This window comes from Xenorhabdus stockiae, assembly GCF_002632825.1.
Taxonomy (GTDB): Bacteria; Pseudomonadota; Gammaproteobacteria; order Enterobacterales; family Enterobacteriaceae; genus Xenorhabdus; species Xenorhabdus stockiae.
The window spans coordinates 1-14,650 of record NZ_NJAJ01000013.1 but is presented as its reverse complement, the minus strand read 5'-3'; the positions used below and the strand labels follow the sequence as shown (position 1 = coordinate 14,650).

13 protein-coding genes are annotated in these 14,650 nt (G+C 40.7%); 1 reads left to right on the top strand and 12 read right to left on the bottom strand.

Annotated features, from left to right (window positions below; genetic code table 11):
* Nucleotides 1–674: 674 nt before the first annotated feature.
* The gene (locus Xsto_RS08320) at nucleotides 675–1,418 is read left to right on the top strand and encodes a metallophosphoesterase family protein (RefSeq protein WP_099124750.1); all 744 of its coding nucleotides are present in this window, start codon (nucleotides 675–677) and stop codon (nucleotides 1,416–1,418) included.
* Nucleotides 1,419–1,477: 59 nt separating this feature from the next.
* Here the strand turns inward: Xsto_RS08320 and tnaA are convergent, their stop codons facing one another.
* From tnaA to Xsto_RS08260, 12 genes are all read right to left on the bottom strand, one after another.
* A complete protein-coding gene (gene tnaA, locus Xsto_RS08315; protein ID WP_099124749.1) occupies nucleotides 1,478–2,884 on the bottom strand; it encodes a tryptophanase in 1,407 nt (468 codons plus the stop codon).
* Nucleotides 2,885–3,370: 486 nt separating this feature from the next.
* Nucleotides 3,371–4,051 carry a DUF7424 family protein gene (locus tag Xsto_RS08310; protein ID WP_099124748.1) on the bottom strand — a complete coding sequence of 227 codons (681 nt, stop codon included), beginning with the start codon at nucleotides 4,049–4,051 and terminating at the stop codon, nucleotides 3,371–3,373.
* Nucleotides 4,052–4,325: 274 nt separating this feature from the next.
* Nucleotides 4,326–5,180 carry a tagatose bisphosphate family class II aldolase gene (locus Xsto_RS08305; RefSeq protein ID WP_099124747.1) on the bottom strand — a complete coding sequence of 285 codons (855 nt, stop codon included), beginning with the start codon at nucleotides 5,178–5,180 and terminating at the stop codon, nucleotides 4,326–4,328.
* Between the two features lie 9 nt (nucleotides 5,181–5,189).
* Nucleotides 5,190–5,639: a PTS galactosamine/N-acetylgalactosamine transporter subunit IIA gene (gene agaF / locus Xsto_RS08300; protein WP_099110839.1), complete on the bottom strand. Its 450-nt coding sequence runs from the start codon at nucleotides 5,637–5,639 to the stop codon at nucleotides 5,190–5,192.
* Nucleotides 5,640–5,648: 9 nt separating this feature from the next.
* Nucleotides 5,649–6,545 (bottom strand): PTS system mannose/fructose/sorbose family transporter subunit IID, encoded by an 897-nt coding sequence (locus Xsto_RS08295; RefSeq protein WP_099124746.1) that lies wholly within the window; start codon nucleotides 6,543–6,545, stop codon nucleotides 5,649–5,651.
* Nucleotides 6,535–7,326, bottom strand: coding sequence for a PTS N-acetylgalactosamine transporter subunit IIC (agaW, locus tag Xsto_RS08290; protein ID WP_099124745.1), 792 nt, complete (start codon nucleotides 7,324–7,326; stop codon nucleotides 6,535–6,537). Before agaW ends, Xsto_RS08295 begins: the two co-directional genes overlap by 11 nt.
* Before the next feature lie 11 nt (nucleotides 7,327–7,337).
* A complete protein-coding gene (gene agaV / locus Xsto_RS08285; protein ID WP_099110836.1) occupies nucleotides 7,338–7,820 on the bottom strand; it encodes a PTS N-acetylgalactosamine transporter subunit IIB in 483 nt (160 codons plus the stop codon).
* A 23-nt stretch (nucleotides 7,821–7,843) separates the two neighbouring features.
* On the bottom strand, nucleotides 7,844–9,046 hold the full coding sequence (locus Xsto_RS08280; protein ID WP_099124744.1) for an AgaS family sugar isomerase: 1,203 nt from the start codon (nucleotides 9,044–9,046) through the stop codon (nucleotides 7,844–7,846).
* The gene (locus Xsto_RS08275; protein WP_099124743.1) at nucleotides 9,043–10,338 is read right to left on the bottom strand and encodes a D-tagatose-bisphosphate aldolase, class II, non-catalytic subunit; all 1,296 of its coding nucleotides are present in this window, start codon (nucleotides 10,336–10,338) and stop codon (nucleotides 9,043–9,045) included. The genes Xsto_RS08280 and Xsto_RS08275 overlap by 4 nt, the downstream gene beginning before the upstream one ends.
* A 524-nt stretch (nucleotides 10,339–10,862) precedes the next feature.
* Nucleotides 10,863–11,696 (bottom strand): alpha/beta fold hydrolase, encoded by an 834-nt coding sequence (locus tag Xsto_RS08270; protein ID WP_099124742.1) that lies wholly within the window; start codon nucleotides 11,694–11,696, stop codon nucleotides 10,863–10,865.
* Nucleotides 11,697–12,108: 412 nt separating this feature from the next.
* Complete coding sequence (locus tag Xsto_RS08265) at nucleotides 12,109–13,155, bottom strand: hypothetical protein (protein ID WP_099124741.1); 1,047 nt, start codon at nucleotides 13,153–13,155, stop codon at nucleotides 12,109–12,111.
* A 162-nt stretch (nucleotides 13,156–13,317) separates the two neighbouring features.
* On the bottom strand, nucleotides 13,318–14,650 hold a 1,333-nt coding region (locus Xsto_RS08260; protein ID WP_280176243.1), incomplete at its 5' end, for an RHS repeat-associated core domain-containing protein.

The following is a 14,650-nucleotide window of genomic DNA, read 5'->3' as shown; positions in this document are numbered from 1 at the left end:
ATGAACAGCCTTACCGCAGAGACGCAACCTTTAAAATTATGAGTGAAAATAATAAATACAAAATCAAATTTCATAACAACAATTTTAAAATTTATTATTTAAAATAATTATTTTTACATTAGTTCCCTGGTGGGCAACACAAAGAATAACAATTAAACCCTGAATATTAAATTCCACATAATCACACACTAATCAAATGGAAAACGTACTTTATTCACATGATACATTTTTAGTATGTAACTGAAAGCCTATCCTGTTTCTTATTTTTACCTCCTGCATTATAATATATACAACCATAAGGTAAATTTATAATACGCTAAATCTTATAAGATGATATCAACGAGACAACATAATGCAAGAGACGCCAATAAAAAAATCGACTAAAATCGATATTTCTCTTTTACACATTTCAAAAAAAATTCAAGCTTTAATAAAAAAACATCAATTAACACATTTCAAATTAATTAAATTTTTTATCTCTAATATTTTTATCGTAGTTTTTAAACCCAGCCATTAATATAGCCTAATTAACCATCAGGACATTTAATATAACCACGAGTGAAATTACCAATTGTAAATTATGAGGTCTCTATAAGAATAACAAATCAGAATCTGCTGATGTAGACGATTAAAAAATATCATATAATCCGTCTATTTTTGGGAGGTAATAAAAAATGAAAGCCATTCAGATAACCGATATCCACCTGACACAGAGCAGAGAACATCAATTATTTAATGTAAATCTGTATGACAATTTTGATACTATCTGTGAGGAAATATGCCGCATAAAGAGAGTTACTGAAATAGATTTAATCATTGTTTCCGGTGATATAACAAATGATGGTGATATCGATGCTTACCGATATTTCTTCAAAAGAATGGATTCATGTCAGACTCCCTATATTACAATAGCCGGAAATCATGACCTGAAAAATAATATTGATACCGTCATTACAGAGATAAAACCAAAATATAACATCACTTCCGGTGAGTATAATGATAAAAATTGGTTCATTACTTATGTTGATACTGTCGTTAAAGGTGAGGATTATGGCTTTATTACACAAAATAACCTTGCTGAATTAGAAAAAAGAATTATTTTAAACAAGAAATTTAATACTGCGGTATTTATGCATCACCACACTATTCCGGTTGGTACACCTATTGTAGACAGTTGTATGCTGGAAAATGCCGCAGATTTATTAACATTATGTAAAAAACATAAGGTGAAATTTATTGGTTGTGGTCATGCTCACACTTCGCGTATCTGGCATCAGAATGATATAACAATCAGTGTTGCACCTGCGGTTTCATTCCAGTGGCTATCCGGTACAGATACCGTTAAAACAACAAAAAGTTTTGGTTTTAATATTATTGATTTTTCAGAAAATATATCATTAACTTCGTGTAGTTACTAAAGTCCTTCTCAAGTTGCAGCATAAGCAACTTGAGAGTGTATTAAAGCCCAATATATGACTTAACTATCAGCAATCGGCTTTAATTTAGCCATAAAGTGGCGTAACACTGGCGGCTCATAAGTAAATGTTAATCCGCGAATATCAGCAGCACACTGTTTTAATTCGATAAAGGCTTCAACGACATAATCCATATGATCATTGGTATAAACACGGCGAGGAATGGCCAGCCTCATCAATTCCATCGGTGATTCTTTTTGTTTACCGGTATCTGGGTCTCGCCCGAGTAGCAAAGAACCAATTTCTACACTTCTGATACCCGCTTCCAGATATAGCGCGTTATTCAATGCCTGAGCCGGAAATTGCTCGCTTGGAATATGCGGTAAAAATAGTTTTGCATCCACAAAGACAGCATGCCCACCAACCGGATATTGAATAGGAATACCCGCCTTTCTTAGCTGTTCACCTAAATAAGTCACCTGATGAATGCGATAAGACAAAAAATTCTCATCCATACCTTCTTCAAGCCCAATCGCCAGTGCTTCCATATCACGCCCGGCAAGCCCACCATAAGTCACGAACCCTTCATTCGGAATACAGCGGATTTTTACCTCATTAAATAGATCTTCATTATCACGAACAGAGCAAAGGCCACCGATATTCACCATGGGATCTTTTTTTGCCGACATCGTCAACATATCGCCATATTGATACATCTCCCTGACGATATCTTTAATTGATTTGTCTTCGTAACCTTTTTCCCGCTGCTTAATAAACCAGGCATTTTCGCAAAAACGGGCAGAATCAATGACCACCGGAATATCATACTGTTTCGAGATCTCATACACAGTTTTCATATTAGCAAGAGAAACCGGCTGACCACCTGTACTATTACAAGTTATCGTGACTATGATGGCGACTACATTATTTTCACCCTGTTCTTTGATTGTGTGTTGAAGTAAATCAATATCAAAATCACCCTTCCAGTCATAATAACTGTCGGTATCAAAAGCCTTATCTGTAACAACATTGATAGCCTTCGCATGATTTAATTCCACATGGGCCATCGTAGTATCAAAATGAAAGTTAGAAATAAATACCGGATTTTGCGCCCCGCCTTTTAATTTTTTCCTTTCGATCAAGGCAGGAAATAAAATCTGCTCAGCGCCACGGCCCTGATGGGTAGGAACCGTATACTCATATCCAATTAATTCTCTAACTTTATCCACCAGATGATAATAACTACGAGATCCGGCATAAGCCTCATCTCCCATCATCATACCAGCCCATTGCTGATTACTCATGGAGCCAGTGCCAGAGTCAGTCAATAGGTCGATATACACCATATCAGAAGGCAGCATGAACGGATTATACCCCGCCGCTTCCAGCGCAATTTCACGTTCTGCACGTGTTGTCATGCGGATATTTTCTACCATTTTAATACGAAAAGGCTCAGGAATGCGCTTCATTTTAATATCTCTAATTATAAAAATAACAATAAATCACATGATATAAATTAAAAATCCACCATGATTTTAATATAAAAATCATAACGTTTGACTATAGTATGAAGTTATTTTCACTCAGAATAGTGATCATTACAAGGAAGGAAAGTAGTAATGCTCGATAATTATTACCGGGCTGAATTTTAAATATACACCACATAAACTATTCTTTCACGATATTAATATAGATTTAGCAATCCGAATAGTATATAACCAAATAAAAAATAACAATTTAATTAAATTAAATTAACTCACGAGTAATATAACATTATTACATCATAAAAAATGAAACTATAATTTATAGAATTTAGTGAATAAAGAAATAATCTCTATTTTTTATTTATATTATATTTAGTGGAAGTCATAAATCATCAAAAAATTAATAGACTGAAGCCGCATTTCTGCGGCCTCATTATTGAAAATAATTATTTTAGTTCAAGGCATGGACAGTTATTTTTTAGCTGCCTGTAAGAAATCAAAATAGTCAGGCGTGACAAGAAAAGGAACAAGTTCGCCCGTAGATAAAGCTGAGTTGGAAACATCTGATAATCTGAATTTCATTTCCTTCGCTAGGTTAATTCCACTTGCAACAACCGGGTAATCTTTATTTTTCGCGCTTGTCAAATAAGTACCAAGACTAACCAGTGTTGGTACGGGTTTGGATCCTCTTTCCAGAATAATAGTCATTCTGATATCGAGTTTTCCCATCATATCTTTTTGTGCCTTTTTGATTCTATCAAGCACATCTTTGGGGATCAGCGCACCCGCATAGGTTTTTTGGTGAGAAAGGATAAAGACATCTGCATCATGACTCAGACCATTTTCTGGTGATACTCCTACAGCAACAGGAATAGTGAAATGTGCATAGGAATCAAATTTCTTACGATAACACTCTACATACTCGGCATTTTTAAAAATAGTGGGTATTTTCTTTTTTAATTCAATGACATTTTTTGATTCTTTGCGCGAGTCTTCGTAATCATTACAGGATGAGACTTCAATATCGATGTTGCCCTTAACCAGTTTATGTTCAACCGAGGTAAGATCATCCGTATTCACTTTCGTTTCAACATCAACCTTACAACCAGAAAGAATAAGCACTGAGCTTGCGATCGCTAACCATTTTTTCATTTTGAATACCTTTAGATAACCAAAGTACTTTCATATGGTTATCATATCTAGTAGTAACTAACTTATGGTTTTCACTATTTTTGTGACATCGATCAAGAGCTTAACATATATCCTATGGATTTCTGGCTACATCACAGTGGTAAGGGAGTTCATCCCTAGGTGCTTAGATAACCGTATGTAGATAAAAACGGTGACTGGGGTAAACGAGCGCAGCCAACAAAGAGGCAACCTGAAAGACGAAGTGCATATCAGTCCAATTCATTCGCTATGAAATCTATACCCTCCCTGCACTACCACAAATAGTAATTTTCTTCTCTACTACTTTCTGCATCGCAATTTTACCCGGTGTAATATATTTTCTCGGATCATTAGCATCAGGATACTGAGCGAAATAGGCTTTTACCGCATCAGCAAAAGCAATTTTTAAATCTGTTGCGACATTGACTTTACAAATACCCAGTGCAATTGATTTATGGATCATCTCCTCTGGTATGCCGGATGCCCCATGTAAAACCAATGGAACCTCTACATGGCGATGAATTTCTTCCAGACGCGAGAAATCCAGATGAGGTTCGCCGTGATAAAGCCCGTGAGCAGAGCCAATGGCCACTGCCAATGAATCTATTCCGGTTCGTTCAACAAATTCTTTCGCGGCTAATGGGTCGGTATAAAAACTGTCTTTACTGTCAACTGTCAAATCATCTTCCTGCCCTCCCAGCCTTCCCAGCTCGGCTTCTACACTGGCATCAAAACGCTGACATAAACGTACAACTTCAGCCACCGTAGATATATTTTTTTCGAAAGGGAAATGAGAACCATCTATCATAACTGAACGGATCCCTGTTTCTACTTTGTGACGAATATCATTGATATCTTCATGATGATCAAGATGTAGTGCCAGCGGGAGTTTATTGATTTTCGCGGCTTCTTTGCAGATAGAAACCATGTATTCAAGACCTGCATAAGTGAAGGTACTCGGAGTTCCGGCCAGAATGACCGGAGACTCCATTTTTGCCGCTGTTTCAACCACAACCTGCACCGTTTCCAGATTATGGACGTTGAATGCCGGAACGGCATAACCTTCCCGCTGGGCTTTTTTCAACATTTTACTGTTAGAGATTAAAAACATACGGACTCCTCAGATACCATCTGTGTCATCAGATAATACCTGTTGTTTTACTTGTTGTTGCTGTTGCTGCTGGTGCCACAGACTAGTCAGCCCGCGATGCCCACATTCCAGTGCCATATCACGAAACTCAACCGCATTCATCTCATCACGTACCATCATCATTTCAACAGCGAGTTGCATATTCGTACCCGTAATAACCTGCCACTGAGGGTGAATTAAAGCCAGTTGAGCCGCCTGACGAAAAGGAGAACCGCCTAACAAATCTGTCAGGAAAATCCCCCCTTTTCCCGAATCACACGCCTCTCTGGCGGTATATAATTCCTGAGACAGTTGCTCTGTGGTCATACCATCGGGAAAATCAATGGCAATGCATGACGACTGTTTACCAATAATCTGCACCACCGCCTGTAGCAGACCACTGGCAAACAATCCGTGTCCTGTGATTACAATACCCAGCATGTTTTTTCCTTATAAAAATCCCACCAATTTACCAACAACCCCAAATACGGCTGTGATACCGATAAGTTTTACTGGCGAGAAACCGCGTTTCATCAGCCAATAAACCAGCAAAGTAAAGGTGAGAGGCAACAAATTCGGCATCAGCTTATCGAGAACGTCGGTCTGCAATGCGATTTTTGCCTCACCAGCCTTCATAACAAAAGGTGTCGAAAGATGGACATAAGAAGCCACAAGCGCGCCAATAACCGTCATACCGACAATCGAAGCAGCATGAGAAATGTTTTTTGTATGAACTTTTAGCATGGTTATCGCTTTGGTGCCGGTGTGATAACCGTAATGCGCCAGACCAAAACGCAGCGCAAAATGCACAATATTGAACATCAGAAGGAACAGAATGGGCCCCAGAATACTGCCCTGTAACGCTAATGAAGCCCCGATACCCGCACAGATTGGCAATAATGTTAACCAAAACAGCGCGTCACCTATCCCGCCTAATGGCCCCATCAGGGCAACTTTTACCGCGCGGATAGTGGAAATTTTCTCTTTACTGCGCTCCATCGCCAACACCAGACCAGACAGGAAAGTCACATCAAACGGATGGACATTGAGAAATTCCATGTGCATTTTCATCGAGCTAGTCAAATCGTCAGGATTTTTGTGGATCTTACGCAACGACGGGATAAGCGTGTAGAGCCAGCCTCCGGCCTGCATACGTTCATAATTGAAAGAAGCCTGTAACAACAAAGAACGCAGGGCCATAACGTTGATTTCACGTTTAGTTAAATCTTCTGCCGGTGTCATATCGATATAATCATCACGATCTGCCGAGTTGCTATCCTGAGCGATACCCTTTCCATGCTTGCGACTTTTTTCAGACTCTGCCTTATCCAATTTATTAAATGCCATCTTGCATCTCCTCTGCGGAATTTGACTGTGATGATGTACCTTGCGGATTCCCATTATCGTCACGAGTACGATTGAAAAAATCGATTAAAGCAATTGCGAGTGCACCCAGCGCGACAGCAATGATCGGTAATTGCAGGAAAGTGACTGAAATAAAACCCAGAATGAAATAAGCCACATAGGTTTTTTTCATCATGACTTTCATTAACAATGCAAAACCAATAGCCGGCATCATGCCACCCGCAACAGAAAGACCATCAAGCAGCCATTTTGGTGCTTGTTGTACAACGGCTCTGGCAGTATCTGCACCAAAGTAGATAGGCAGGAAGGCAACAATAAAATAGAAGCAGAACAGGATAATGAGACCAAAATAGTTAACCCATTCTATCCCGCGCCAGTTGCGTTTTTTTGCCATCTGATCACATTTGTGCATCATCGGTGAATAAACGGTAAACAGCAGTGTGATACTGCCCTGCACAGCGATAGCAAAAGGCACTGCAATACCCACCGCAACTTTAGGGTCTGCCTGTGTGAGAATGGCAAAAGTCGTCCCGATTATCCCGCCAATCACGACATTGGGAGGTTGGGCTCCAGCCAGCGGCACCATTCCCATCCAGACAAGTTCTAACGCGCCACCAACTAATAACCCAGTCTGGATATCCCCTAAAATCAGTCCGACCAACGGCCCGATAACAACCGGGCGGTGGATATGTGTCAATCCGTTGAATAAATCAATCCCTGCTATGCCTGCCAGTATTGAGATCAAAAGTGCGTCAACAAACATATTCACTCCCCTCAGTTCAGAAGATTAGCGATATCTTCACCCGATTCATCCGGTACTCGACGGATTTCACAGGGAATACCCCTTTTTTGTAGTTCGATAAAAGTCTCAATATCTCCTTTATCAACAGCAACTGTTTTATGGATCTGCTTTTTTCCTTCTGAAAAATGCATATTCCCGATATTTACAAAATGGATTGGAACATTACCTTTTACGAGCGTCAGTACATCCTGCGGTGTTTTACAAACGATGAAAATTTTCTGCCGTTCCGCAGCGTTATGAATAACATCAATCGTTTTTTGCAGAGTAAAATAGCGAGTCTGGACACCATCAGACATCACCATGTCCATAAGAGACTGCTGAACAAGATCATTTGCCGCTTCGTCATTCGCCACCACAACCAGATTGGCACCCAGAGAATTTGCCCAGGTAACGCCAACCTGCCCGTGTATCAAGCGATTATCGATACGGGTTAATAGGATATTTGGGGTAGACATGAGAACTCCTTTTACTATTCTGATTAGGTATAGTCTGATCGGGTATAGGGATAAATCTGAACGCCTTTTACTACTCGGTTAACTTCACCTGTCGGGCATGGGTTATCGGGAGAAAGGCCAAGCGCCAGTGAGGTTTCAAAACCCAGTAGCTGAAAAAAAAGTAAATACGGAAAAATAAGCCAGCTATCCGGTAAGTCGGCAAGAATTTCCAGAGATTCAGGATGAGGCTGACTGGTTAGGACGATGATTTGTTTTGCCAGACCATCGCGTCTGAGTTCATTGAGCAAATCGATATCATAATGGCGGCAATGGGGATCAGCGGAGAGCATAACAACCACTAGCGTATCATGATCAATCATAAACTTCGGCCCGTGCCGTACTCCCATGCAAGAGTCATAACGTGTTGCTATCCGGCCTGCGGTTAATTCCAGCATTTTGAGCGCACCTTCTTCAGCAATACCCGCAAAACCGGCAGTGCCCAGCGCAATCATTCGCTTGAATCCCAGCCCGATAATTCGCTGGAGCAGCGGTTGCCAGCCAGATGCCTGTGTTTCACACAGCTCAGCTACTCTTTCCAGAGCATCTTTTTGCTTTGCCATATCAACAGTCCGCTCACCCAGAAGTAACAGCGTTGCCAACGCCATACAGCTGAAACTTGAAGTCATGGCAAAGCTACGATCGTTGGCCCCTTCCGGCATAATTAACGAACAAACATGTTTTCTGCTCTCAGCATAACGAGCCAGTTCCCCTTCCGGATTACAAGTCAGGATCAGATGGTGGCAATCAGTCAGGAGAGAATCAGCCAGTTGAATGACAGCAATACTTTCAGGACTATTACCGGAACGGGCATAAGAAACCAGTAAAGTGGGTTTAGTCGTAACCAGATATTGCAGAGGAGCAGGGACAATGTCTGTGGAAGCAACGGCCTGAATATCAGGCCCGCATTTATTTCCGCCACCCAATTTTGCCTCAGACCACCAGATTTTACGCAGATAGGGAGCAATCGCCTTCCCCACAAAGGCCGAAGACCCTGCTCCACACAAAATAATCTGTAAATCCGGTTTTATGAGCAACTGCTGGAGAAAAGGTTGCCAGTACGGCCGACTGTGTTGCAGTTCATGATACAGAGTACGCCACAATCTGGGCTGATGCTGGATCTCTTCCGCTGTATGATGAGCCTGATGTTCAGTCAACCACTGAGATGAATGAGGGAAAAAAGCCGTCATAATGCAATCCCTCCTGCTTCACAAGCCTCTGCGTAATCCCTCAGTATCTGTCGGATTTTATCCATAACCCATAGTTTGGGATCATCATAAGCAAGACTACCAGCATTAATGGCTTTGGCCTGTTCAGGCAAGTACTGGCTTATCATGGAAAGAGGGAGCGGCCTGCGCCGCAGGTTAGAGAGCAACTTTTCAACAGCAGATTCAACTTCAGAATTGGCCCAGTAGTAGCGGATGCGATCACTTAAACTATATTGGCGATCAAGATACTGTTCATGAGCATTGCCTTTATAGTACGAACGCCAATATTCCGGCTGATTGCACATAACCTGCTCCAGTGTTTCACTTAAATGAACAGCCTCTGATTCTCCATTCCATTCGCGATCCAGCTTATCAAGGGCAAACAGCCCTTCCCGCAAGGCAAAGGTCAGTGCCGGACCCACTTTTAGAATGGCAAAGTGATCACGAACCAAATTGCGATAAGTTTGTGGTGTCTGGTAATCCGTTGAATGAGCTTCATAAACAATATTCGGTTGTGTCGCGATATACTGACTGAGCGAATACGCTTTTTCCGGTTGATAATGTTCAATTTGGTGATTACCGAACTCAACACCCGGCTGCACAACCAATGCAATGACTCGCGGCCAAACGTGTGCCAGATGTGCTTTCACCCATTCTGCCCGATGAATTTTCAGTGTAGATGCCGCAGAAACAGGGGTCGTCACCTGCATTTCATCCACAACGTCTTCCGTCGTTCCTCCCGGTACCGGAACTTCTGTACCAATCACATAAACCGGTTTTTCACCGCCATTGATCTGCCAGCTTTGTTCAGCAGCCAGACAAAGACGGGCTGCCCGTTTAGCCACAATATCGTCAGTCAATGGGACAGGATCGTCGGCGCAGGACATGGAGCAATCGAGATGAATTTTACGAAAGCCAGCAGCGACGTAATCATAAATAAGGGTTTCTGCAAGTGTCATCGCTTCTTCAGCAGGTTGATCCTGCCAGGCGTTAGGCCCCAGATGATCTCCTCCCAGCCATATTTTTTCTCTCGGAAAACCGATTAAATCTGCGATCTCCCAAACTCTATTACGAAAATCAGCGGGCTTCATTCCGGTATAGCCACCAAACTGGTTAACCTGATTGGATGTGGCTTCAATCAATACGTGAGTTCCCCGTTCTCTAGCGAACCGGAGTGCACTTTCCAGTACCCAGGGATGAGCGGAACAAATAGAGTAAATGCCGACTGATTCACCCGATTTATGTCGATGGATAAGCTGTAATAGCGATTGCATAATGTTTCATGTCTCCAATACCTTAAATAGACTAATTTTTAGTGTCATTCTTAATCCCTACTACTGCACTACACGGCGCTTATGGACTTGAATAATCAGTATGTTGAGTAAAAAGTGATAAGCAAAAATGACGGGAGAAAATGATTAAGCATTGGTATTAATAACACGAAAACATTACAGCAAAGGAAAACAACCGAAACTGTGATCCTGATTAAAAGTTTATTTTTTGGGAAAAGTGTGGAAAAAATACTTATTTTTCACATAAAAACAAAACATAATTTCTTTTAATAATTTTTAACCAAATATTTATAATTGGGATATTCAATAAGCTAGAAAATTTATGACAATATTAAACGATATATTTTGTCGAAAATTAGTAAGAAATATTAAAGAATTGTTCAAGTGATGGAAATCACAAAACAATAAAAAGCCTCATATATCTGGCTGATCTGAGGCTGGGCACTTACATGGATATATCCAGATAAATAATGCAGGTAATTCCCAGCCACTCATTAAACGAATGATTAAAAATCACAAAGAAAATCAGCAAGTATAGGATTAAATCGGGTTGGAGCCTCCCAAAACGGGGCATGATCCACACCCGCTAAACTAATAACCTGCTCCTGCCAAAGATTTTGGTAATTCAGGCCTTCGATATACTGCGCATTAATGAACGGATCTCCGCTCCCATTGACGATAGCCAAAGGTATTTTGCTTGTTTCAGCCAATAATCGTTGATCTGTTGCCTGTGGAGAAGTAAAGGCTTCAAACATATACTGGCGTGATAAACCATCCGTTCTCGCCACCGCATCAATAATAAACTGATCATGAGGCGCATTAATACCTACTGTCTCATAGGCATAATTTTTCACATCCTCTTCAGTAAAATCAGCCTTACCTGCAAGCCCCATATGTTCGCTCTGACGAAAACCAAGTGCGACATTATCTTTACCGGCGGCTACAGGTGGTGTACCACAAATCATCAACCCAATCATTTTGGGAAACAAAGCCAGCATCTCCAGTCCGATATGCCCGCCTAATGACCAGCCGAAAACAACAACTCTGTTTATGCCGATCTTTTCCAGTACTTCAATAACAGTATGGGCATAGGCAGGCATTGAATATGCCTTACGGGGCTCACTGGCATTGGAAGATGCCCCGTGCCCCGGTAAATCAAGAGCCAAAACCCGATAATTCTTTTTAAAGTACTCTACTTGATGGCAAAATATTTCTTTACTACTTGAATTGCCATGTATAAACAAAACAGGTAACCCGTTACCGCCAGAATCCGATACTGAAATACGCGCATAACGGGTTGATACATCATAGTAGTGAATACCATTGTGTGTAGCAGCCATGATTTATCTCCTGATGAGGTAATAACAAAGTAGTCTTTATATAGGGAGAAGTTATTAACGACAGGCCTTCATAAAATTAGCATGACTCTACGGTATTTTTACTCGCATCTCAATGAATAACATTCATATACAACTGATCTTTTTCATCAATGATTTTTAAATAAATAATGTAAAGAATCGATTTATCAAAATCATAAATAATTTATAACCATCTTATCTCAAGTTATCTTTTATTATTTAAAATAAAGGATATCTCTCTACTTGAGAAGACATGTTACTATTATAAAAAATATATAATGTAGATTTCACCACATTTCATCTAGGAGCCATATAACTGTAGCCCCCTAGAATACCCGATTGCCATTTTAGTTAATATACATTTCCAAAACCATGTTCTTTATGACCAAATTATTTAACTATCAACAAGATGGATTTTTTCTTTTTCTTCATCATTCTTATTATTTGGCACGATTAAAAAACGACCTTTATTCCCGTACTGATCATAAATAGTAATATAGAACTCAGGATACCAATAATCCTTTACCTCAGGAAAAGTTGAATCATCTACCAATATAACAGTAAAGCAAAGGAAGCCAACCTTCTGCCGAACTGTTATATCTATAGGAAAATTAACTGGTAGATTAAACCATATAGCATTCCCTATGGAAACAGTCTTTTCTTTTCCCAATGACCAAAGGAAATGGGCATAATAAACTGTATGATATTCATCTTCAGAATAAAGTTGGTGAATAGAATCAATCTTTCCACCATCATATTCTAATTTCATAATATGACGTTTTCCATACTGATCATTTGGACTGATAGACACATATGTGTTCTCTTGTATCCAACCAGGCTCACCATAGTGGGTAGTAATGATTTTACTATCCATTTTTATATGGGACATATCATAAAATATTTCACTAATCGCAGTTAATTGTAAAAATGCAGATACACCATCAAAATCTCCGCCATATGAGATAGAATGCTCACCGTCTGGAGCCTGTACCAACACGCCTATTTGTTTAATGTGATTACTCTCTGTTGGTGCGCAGTATACATAATAAGTTAATGTATTTATAAAATTTGATTTCTTTATTGAATTTGAAGCCTGCTCCCTTGAATTCATTAAATAAACACTACTGGGAATAATAATAGCAGTAAATTCATTAGGCTCATCTGTATATCCCCATGTAAAATCATCATTTTCAGAAACGTCAAAGGACAATTTTTCACCTGTATTATAGTCAATGAGCCAAGTGTTTTTAGATAGTATCTTATTTGGTATTGACATATTCATATCATTTTTATCCTTTGGTGTTATATGAACATCAATCAATATCCTATGCCTTCCATTGGAAAATATATTTTCACTATTACTTAGTTGACGAAAACCAATTTTTAAATCAGAAATCCCATTCCAAGATGAATATTTATCGTCATCTTTAAAATCAATCATATAAAACCTCCAATTAAATCATTAAAAGCCCTTGAATATTGATTTTAGTTCTATGGATCTTTCAGAACATGAAAATTTTTAATAAACCGATAACAACGACTAATACAAAAAACACTTGGCAGTAGTATTAAGATAATCATCTATAATCATTTATCAGTGTTTTCAGCTAAAAAAATACCTCCGATAAATTTGATGTATATCTAGAATTCTATGGTCTATGCCCTCTCTTTCTGCTATCTGTAGTTCCCTATAAAATATATTAGGATAATTATATCGAAGATTTCGCCATAAAAGATTGTCAAAAGTATAAGAAAATCCGTTTGCTGCCCACGCACGCTGTATCTCTTGGATATCTCTAGCACTATATATCTGACTACGGGCTTGTAAGTCATACCGAAACGCATTAATAAATTCAGTACCATTACGACTATTTACATTTATGATAGGTGTATACAAATGGTATATTGTATCAATTCCAATATCTACCGCTCCAATACTCCCACCCACATCTACCAGATTATTTATTCTACTTACTTCTTGAGTTGTATCAAAACCCAGCCCGTCTAAAGCAGAAAAAAAGCCAGCGTCAGCCGCAGGAAGAGTAAGTTGCAATGTATGAAAATTACTACCTACAGGACTTATGATTTCCTGAACATCTCCCATTCGTACTGCCAGAGCAAAATAAGCGCTCGTAGATACGTAAACAGCACTTTGTCTTTCTTCACTCAAATCTTCTTGAGCCACACGTCCTAGTAATTGAACGTGTTCTATTCTCGGAGAAGGGGGTCCGCTTACAGCAATCCTCTCTGGCCTTTCTGCTATCTCTGCAGTCTCTTCCGTCAGCATATGACTCAAGCTAGCTTGCCGCATGCCCCGAACCATTTTACCAAGTGCCAAACTACCCAGACTGGCCGCCCCGCATCCCATTGAAATCCAGCCCAAAACAGCAGACGCCTGCGGATTACTGTCCTCTGTCGCGGCACTGGCAAGCCCGGTCGCCGCCCCTAAAAAACCAACCCCGGCCAAAATCGCCCCACTCAGCGTCAGGGATGCCCCGCCGGTCGGAATGACCGCCGCCAACTCCGCTGCCATTCCAAACAGACCTAACGCTATTCCCAGAATACTGCCCACACTTATGTGCCCGCTCGGATCGGTCCGGTTGATCGGATCCCCCAGACAATAGGCATACGGGTTCAGTCCCCCGGCCCCGAACGGGCTGAGGCTGTCCGGCGCCGTAAACCGCATCAGTACCGGGTTATAAGTCCGGTAGCCGTTGCCCAGATGATACCCGCCTCCGGCCGGGTCCTGCCGCTCCCCGTTATAGCCCGGTAAATCCGGGTCACTGTCCGCAGCCGCCTGCTGCCCGTACGGGGTATAGCGAAAACGCGAGGTTCGCTCATTGTGACAGCTCAGCAGCACACTGCCCGGCCCGTCCGTGCCCAGTAAATGCACGCCGTCAGCCGTGACACTCGCCGCGGGCGTACTGCCCGCTTGC

What these genes read in the sequence shown, in the direction of transcription:
- Xsto_RS08320 (WP_099124750.1), top strand. Translation starts at nt 675, where the DNA reads ATGAAAGCCATTCAGATAACCGATATCCACCTGACACAGAGCAGAGAA.
- tnaA (WP_099124749.1), bottom strand. Translation starts at nt 2,884, where the DNA reads ATGAAGCGCATTCCTGAGCCTTTTCGTATTAAAATGGTAGAAAATATC.
- Xsto_RS08310 (WP_099124748.1), bottom strand. Translation starts at nt 4,051, where the DNA reads ATGAAAAAATGGTTAGCGATCGCAAGCTCAGTGCTTATTCTTTCTGGT.
- Xsto_RS08305 (WP_099124747.1), bottom strand. Translation starts at nt 5,180, where the DNA reads ATGTTTTTAATCTCTAACAGTAAAATGTTGAAAAAAGCCCAGCGGGAA.
- agaF (WP_099110839.1), bottom strand. Translation starts at nt 5,639, where the DNA reads ATGCTGGGTATTGTAATCACAGGACACGGATTGTTTGCCAGTGGTCTG.
- Xsto_RS08295 (WP_099124746.1), bottom strand. Translation starts at nt 6,545, where the DNA reads ATGGCATTTAATAAATTGGATAAGGCAGAGTCTGAAAAAAGTCGCAAG.
- agaW (WP_099124745.1), bottom strand. Translation starts at nt 7,326, where the DNA reads ATGTTTGTTGACGCACTTTTGATCTCAATACTGGCAGGCATAGCAGGG.
- agaV (WP_099110836.1), bottom strand. Translation starts at nt 7,820, where the DNA reads ATGTCTACCCCAAATATCCTATTAACCCGTATCGATAATCGCTTGATA.
- Xsto_RS08280 (WP_099124744.1), bottom strand. Translation starts at nt 9,046, where the DNA reads ATGACGGCTTTTTTCCCTCATTCATCTCAGTGGTTGACTGAACATCAG.
- Xsto_RS08275 (WP_099124743.1), bottom strand. Translation starts at nt 10,338, where the DNA reads ATGCAATCGCTATTACAGCTTATCCATCGACATAAATCGGGTGAATCA.
- Xsto_RS08270 (WP_099124742.1), bottom strand. Translation starts at nt 11,696, where the DNA reads ATGGCTGCTACACACAATGGTATTCACTACTATGATGTATCAACCCGT.
- Xsto_RS08265 (WP_099124741.1), bottom strand. Translation starts at nt 13,155, where the DNA reads ATGATTGATTTTAAAGATGACGATAAATATTCATCTTGGAATGGGATT.